This window comes from Marinagarivorans sp. (genome assembly GCF_982758155.1).
Genome location: NZ_CEXWTU010000275.1, coordinates 1 through 5,784, shown reverse-complemented (window position 1 = coordinate 5,784; position 5,784 = coordinate 1). Strand labels below are relative to the sequence as shown.

At 42.6% G+C, this 5,784-nt stretch carries 5 protein-coding genes; 4 read left to right on the top strand and 1 reads right to left on the bottom strand.

Features of this window, described 5'->3' with window-relative positions; genetic code table 11:
• Positions 1–1,111 precede the first annotated feature (1,111 nt).
• On the top strand, positions 1,112–1,894 hold the full coding sequence (locus AC3A8L_RS19240; RefSeq protein ID WP_487963894.1) for an HNH endonuclease: 783 nt from the start codon (positions 1,112–1,114) through the stop codon (positions 1,892–1,894).
• 234 nt (positions 1,895–2,128) lie between these two features.
• Here AC3A8L_RS19240 and AC3A8L_RS19235 read toward each other — a convergent pair whose 3' ends face one another.
• A complete protein-coding gene (locus AC3A8L_RS19235; protein WP_487963893.1) occupies positions 2,129–2,398 on the bottom strand; it encodes a hypothetical protein in 270 nt (89 codons plus the stop codon).
• Between the two features lie 466 nt (positions 2,399–2,864).
• On the opposite strand from AC3A8L_RS19235, the gene AC3A8L_RS19230 reads away from it, so the two are divergent.
• The 3 genes from AC3A8L_RS19230 to AC3A8L_RS19220 all read left to right on the top strand — a co-directional run bounded on the left by AC3A8L_RS19230 (position 2,865) and on the right by AC3A8L_RS19220 (position 5,380).
• A complete protein-coding gene (locus tag AC3A8L_RS19230; protein WP_487963892.1) occupies positions 2,865–4,535 on the top strand; it encodes a M12 family metallopeptidase in 1,671 nt (556 codons plus the stop codon).
• A 322-nt stretch (positions 4,536–4,857) separates the two neighbouring features.
• Positions 4,858–5,115, top strand: coding sequence for a type II toxin-antitoxin system Phd/YefM family antitoxin (locus AC3A8L_RS19225; protein WP_487963891.1), 258 nt, complete (start codon positions 4,858–4,860; stop codon positions 5,113–5,115).
• Positions 5,105–5,380, top strand: a complete 276-nt coding sequence (locus AC3A8L_RS19220) for a type II toxin-antitoxin system RelE/ParE family toxin (protein WP_487963890.1) — start codon at positions 5,105–5,107, stop codon at positions 5,378–5,380. Before AC3A8L_RS19225 ends, AC3A8L_RS19220 begins: the two co-directional genes overlap by 11 nt.
• The last annotated feature ends 404 nt before the right edge of the window (positions 5,381–5,784 follow it).

Sequence of the window (5,784 nt, the reverse complement as noted above, 5' to 3'; positions counted from 1 at the left end):
TGTCGTGGAGCAGTTACCGAGGCATGTAACGCTTTGAGCAACGAAGGTAAGGATGCCGAGATCAAGCATTAGTGGATGAAATATTGTTTCCTCGTCCCTGAAGCTCTTTACCGCTGAAAACGACCAAACTGGAAGCCCCCCACCCCCTCTTTTTAAGTTGGGGTTGGTCAAATAGTCCGCTGCGCTGATTTTGTTGCAGCCAGCGGGCGGGTTTGATTAGGCCGATGTGCGGCTTCAAAAATAACTGAGCGCTCCTTAGACACGCCAGGCCAACCCATGCTTTAGGAGGGGTAGACCTAGGCCGTCGAAATAAGCCCTTTTTGGCCATAATTCAGTATCCCGGAAAAAGGCTCTATCCGCAGTAATGACTGCGCAGCCATTTTATGGGCCGCTCAAGCCATCCCTGGGTGCTATACAAGCGCTCCCGGCGCTTGAATGCCCAAAAAATAACCCCGCAGCCATATTTTAAGCTCATTTTTCTGGCGATTTAGTCATGATGAAAAACGAAAATTGAAATTTCGACAATAGCAGCATCCAAATGCTAGAAATTAATCACCCTGGGTAAAGTCTATATTTCGACGGCCTGGGATAGACCTGCTGCCCCTGCATACTTTTGTTGGATATTGTAAAACGAGTATCTATCACAGCTGCTATTGCTAGCGGATTGAATAAGGGTCCAGTACAAGGTTATTACTACCGTAAAGCGAGCACCTCTCCGAGTTTGTACCCCAATATGCCGACGTCGCATTTTTCTGGTTTTTATGACATCGGATAAAGCGTCATGGGAAAAGCGACAGCACCCCGTGTCGCAGTATCAGATCTTTACGACGCCATACCGAATTATGCGATTAAAGTGGTCGGTAACTAATTAATGACATAGGTAGTACTGCGACAAGCTTACTGGAGCCATGTCGCAATGTACGGGTTTAGCTGGATATGACGTGTCGCGCCTGTAAGGTAATTGCGACAGCATGTCGCTTTATTATGGGGTATTATTATTGATGCCAATACGTCTGCCACCAAGCCTCACGCCGAGTTTAGGCTTGCTTGGGCGTTTTTTAAGAATGATATATGCGACGTCGCATATACAACTGTTAAATGGTTGCAAAGTATGAAACATATACTTGATAAATGTCATAGTTTTAATTTTAGCGAATCCTATGCTTATGCTGACAAAGTGCGGAAGGCTATTTTTGAAGAAAGATACATTATCGAACCAGTTGAGGTTGCCAGCGATATTGAAAATCAAATCGCCAAACCACAACAATGGACAATTTTGCACGATTATATTGATTATGTAATTCATGATGATCTTCGCTTCAATTTTCGAGGCGCAGGGTGGGACTATTGTTGTATTGAAGAAGTATTTCCTATGCTCGAATCGCATGGAATTGAGTTTTTGTCGTTAACTCGCTTCGTAGAAGAACATTATAGAGATGACGATACTGGTGAAACAGTAGTTGTAACGGAAGATCTAGAGGAAAATTGCAAATATGGTCATGCAGATTACATTGAAGGGCTGGTGATGGATAGTTTACCATCAATGCTAACCACTGAGGTGTTCACTCTGTTGTTTTCTGATCGTGAAGCAATGAAAAAATTTAATATTAGAATTGCAGAATACCTTGGGGAAAAGACGCCACGATGTAAATATTGGCCGAAATGGCTAGAAAGGGCATTATTTTGCCGTGAAAAAGGACTGTGTGCCCTATGTAAGTGCGATTTAAGGTCAGTGTTTCATGTCTATGGTAAATTGGCAGTGGATCACATTGTTCCAATTGCGTTATACGGTATAAATGACCCCACAAACCTTCAGATATTATGTGAATCCTGCAATGGGAAAAAGAGTGGTACTGTTATTGAAACTTCAAATAAGCTACCTCTGTTTTGGTAAAGAAAGATAGCGGGACAGGCACTCGCTTTAAGAAAACAATGTAGGACAGGCACCCTAAAATAATAACGACACCCAAAAACCAGTAAAAATACCAGAACTCCCCTACCCTCAAGAAACTTCTCGCCCATAGATCCAAAACACACAATAACCCCAAAGCTAATGCCTTGGGGCTATTTATTGATGCAGGAGTGGTGGCTGTTAGTGCAGCAGAATTGTAATTGAAGTCGCTTCGAACTATGCGGCGCGCTTTTTCCTGCGCTTAGCGAACAAAGCTTGATAGTGTTGCTCAAAATATTGTGTTTGCAGAAGCCAGGCATCGATGTCGATATTTAATCGAGCAAGTATAGGTGGAAGGTTTTCGTTGATTGCACCACGTTTATCGTCACGGATAATTCGGCCCGTCCAGTCGACCAACTCAATATAATCTGTTTGCCCAAAAACAATGCCCGCTTGCTCAGTATTTTTAAGATTGCCATCAAATTTAAGTAAGGGCTTTAGAGGCAAGCCAAACTGGCGGATAGATTCTAGCGCAACTCATTATTGCTGGGACAGGCACTCGTTTTTACCACGCATAATATAGACCAACATGCGCCATATTACCCCCCTTTTTTCTCACCCTACTCTGATAGACTATTACTGGCCTAAAATAACTGAACATATCAATAAGAGGTAATGAACTCGAAAACTTGAGTATCAATATACTACAAAGGGCTATCCACAATACGTAAATCCGCTATCCTCCCTTGCTAGTCAAACTGTAAATCAAATAAAAAGTTGGCACATCTGAAATCAGATGCGCAAATCATTTAACTATACGCTTTGAATTAAAGTAAAAAATAATTAAACCTTATCCACCTCAAGCCCATATGATAAACCAGTTTACACTTTTCAAATAAACTGCAACAATGAATACGCTATAAGTAAACACTATAGCATTCTGATAAAAGCACCCGTCAATAAAAGGACTAACATGAAAAATTTACTATACCGCCTCCTAATATCTATGTTGTCATTTACTGCATTCGACTTATCTGCAGCCCAACTCAGAGGTTTGCCGCTGCTGGAAGCAGACGGGGAGACATTTGCGATGAATATTAAATACTTATTAGAGCCGGAAATACAATTAGATACAGCGCTGAAAGCCCGAATCGATAACTCAATAGCTTGGCTAGATAACAATCTCGTTATGAGCTTTAATAATATATCGGCCCAAGGTGACCACTCGGAATATGAGTTTATTCGGGTTAAAAAAACATCGAAAAACCGTAGCTATGCCTATCCAGTAAATTTTCAAAGTGGCCCTCTTAGCGCTCTTCGTTGTGGTATGGCATGGGATGGTAGTGATTTTAAGGGTACAGTATGGTTACGTGCCGACGCACCCGAAGAAGAAATTCGTCACGAGTTATTACACGCTCTAGGCTTGGCCCATGAGCAGCAGCACCTCGCACGCGATCAATATATCGATATTCTTAGAACTGATTTTGATAATACGGAATGGCTGATCAACTGGGAAACCAGGCTGGTAGGCTGCCCTTTAGGGAAATTCGATTTCAGCTCTACTATGCTGTATTACAATTACTCCTCAGTAATGGGTCGTAAACATTCGACTTTAAACACCAGTATGAAGCAGGACGCCGTTATTCAGGCCTCTTTAAATAACGGACAAAATATTCGATTTAGAGCGATTGACGGAACCGATGACGCACGTGATAATTTAACCTTAAATTATAGAGACGGACTAAATCTTTACGCTGACCCCTTAGTTTCTGGCAGCTCAATTACTAGCCAAAACGTACACCTTGGAGCGCATTCGGCTCAATGGAAGCTAATCCCAAAAATAGACGGACTAGGACAGCCAATTTCTCACACATATCATATTCAAGGTCGCTGGGGATCACCACTAGCTGGAGGAGGTCAACCGATCTTATTTTCGAATAATGGATCGCTAGCGCTAATTGAAAACACCTCAGTCAATCGGCAAAACCAAAACTCTGAATGGGTAATTCTTCCCTGGCTTGGTGGAGTACTCGTTATGAATAGAGAATGGAATCAAAAATTACATCTAGCTGGAGGGCAAGCATCACTAATACCCAATGACTTTATTTCTTCGACAATTATTGAGCCAGTACTACCATCATACAACATTGGCGAATTCCCAAGCGCAATGGATTTATTTAGCGTGCATGTTAACTTTGATAAGTTTGGTAGGATTTATAATCTAGATAATGCAAGAATTAAACTTAAAACCATCTCAGGAGGACGAGTTACCGCAGGAACTTCGTGGATCTCAAATTTTTGGCGCTTTCGCCTAATAGATGAAACGCCACTTCAAGTGACTGATAACAAGGGTTACCTGCAGATTCAAGACTGGGTAAGCGGAAAGTATCTTCACGTAAACCCGAACACAGGGGCTACTGAAATTATTGCCGGGTCTGATGGACTTACTCTACATGGAGCACAATGGGTCTCCTCTCAGTGGCTGATTGAGGCTGATGAAGATGGAACAGAAGGCTTTATTATTAGGAATAGGCTTACCGGTTCCGCGCTTTCACTATCGGGAGAAAACGCAACTGCGCAAGATAGCAGCAGATGGGGCATTCAATTTTCCGGCGGCAACTTTTCCAATGAAGACACCTATTAATGAATAGCTGGGACAGGCACTCGCTTTAAGCAGCTTTGGTTATTAATCGACTATTCTTATAATCAAGCCAGTTGAGCAGTTCAATACCACTAACCGCTAAGGCTATGCCCTAGCGGTTTTTTGGCTTCCACTTCCTGCGTAAACACAAAGCCACATCCCTTCACAGGTATGCGGCTTTTTTTGGCCTAGACTTTTCCAGCGCGGTGGGGCTACTTGTCTGGCAAAGGCTAATACGAAAACGGTATAGATCAATTATAGCCAACAAAGGCTATTAATAGTATCCTAAAAAGTATTGTTAATCGTACTTTTTGAGGTTGTTACTATGCAAGCTGTTACTGCAAATGAGTTAAAAACCAAAGGCATTTCTGCCGTTGAAGCCCGATTGGCGGTGGACGAGGAAGTTATTATCTCAGTAAGAGGTCAAGATCGTTACGTGGTAATGGACGTTGAGAAATATGCCAAATTACGTGAATACGAGCTTACTGTTGCGCTACAAGAAGCAAAGGCAGATGTTGAAGAGGGTCGTTACACAACGGAAAGTGTTGCCGACCATATGAAGAGAATGACTGATGGCTTATAGGATTATTTACCCAGAAAGCTATCTCAAAAAAGCCAAGAAATTTTTAAAAAAACACCCTGAAATTCTTACCCAATACCAAAAAACGTTAGAGTTGCTAGAGGTTAATCCTCAGCACCCTTCGCTCAGGCTACACGGCCTTCAAGGCCGTTTAAACGGTTTGTCATCAGTATCAATAAATATGAGTTACCGCATTGTTTTGGAAATGGTTATACGCGATGAGGACATCATTCTGATCGATGTTGGCAACCACGACCAAGTATATTAGCCGACAGGATCAATAAGAATAATCTAGGACATCCTTAGCACCAACCGCTAAGGCCATGCCCTAGCGGTTTTTTGGCTTCCACTTCCTGCGTAAACACAAAGCCAACCCGTTCACGGGCATGCGGCTTTTGTTGGCCTAGACTTTTCCAGCGCGGTGGCCGCACATTTCCGCCCAGCAAGAATAGCCGTGAACGTGCAGTGTCTATCGCGCCCAAGGCTCAAGAGCGGGCAAACCTCTACCGTCAAGACATAATAATGCAGGACAGGCACTCGTTTTAAGCAGCTTTGGTTATTAATCCACTATTTTTATAATCAAATCAATTGAGAAGTTCAATACCACAAACCGCTAAGGGACGAGGCAATAATAGTTTATCCAATTAGGCGAAGAGATCGGCTTTCTTATCG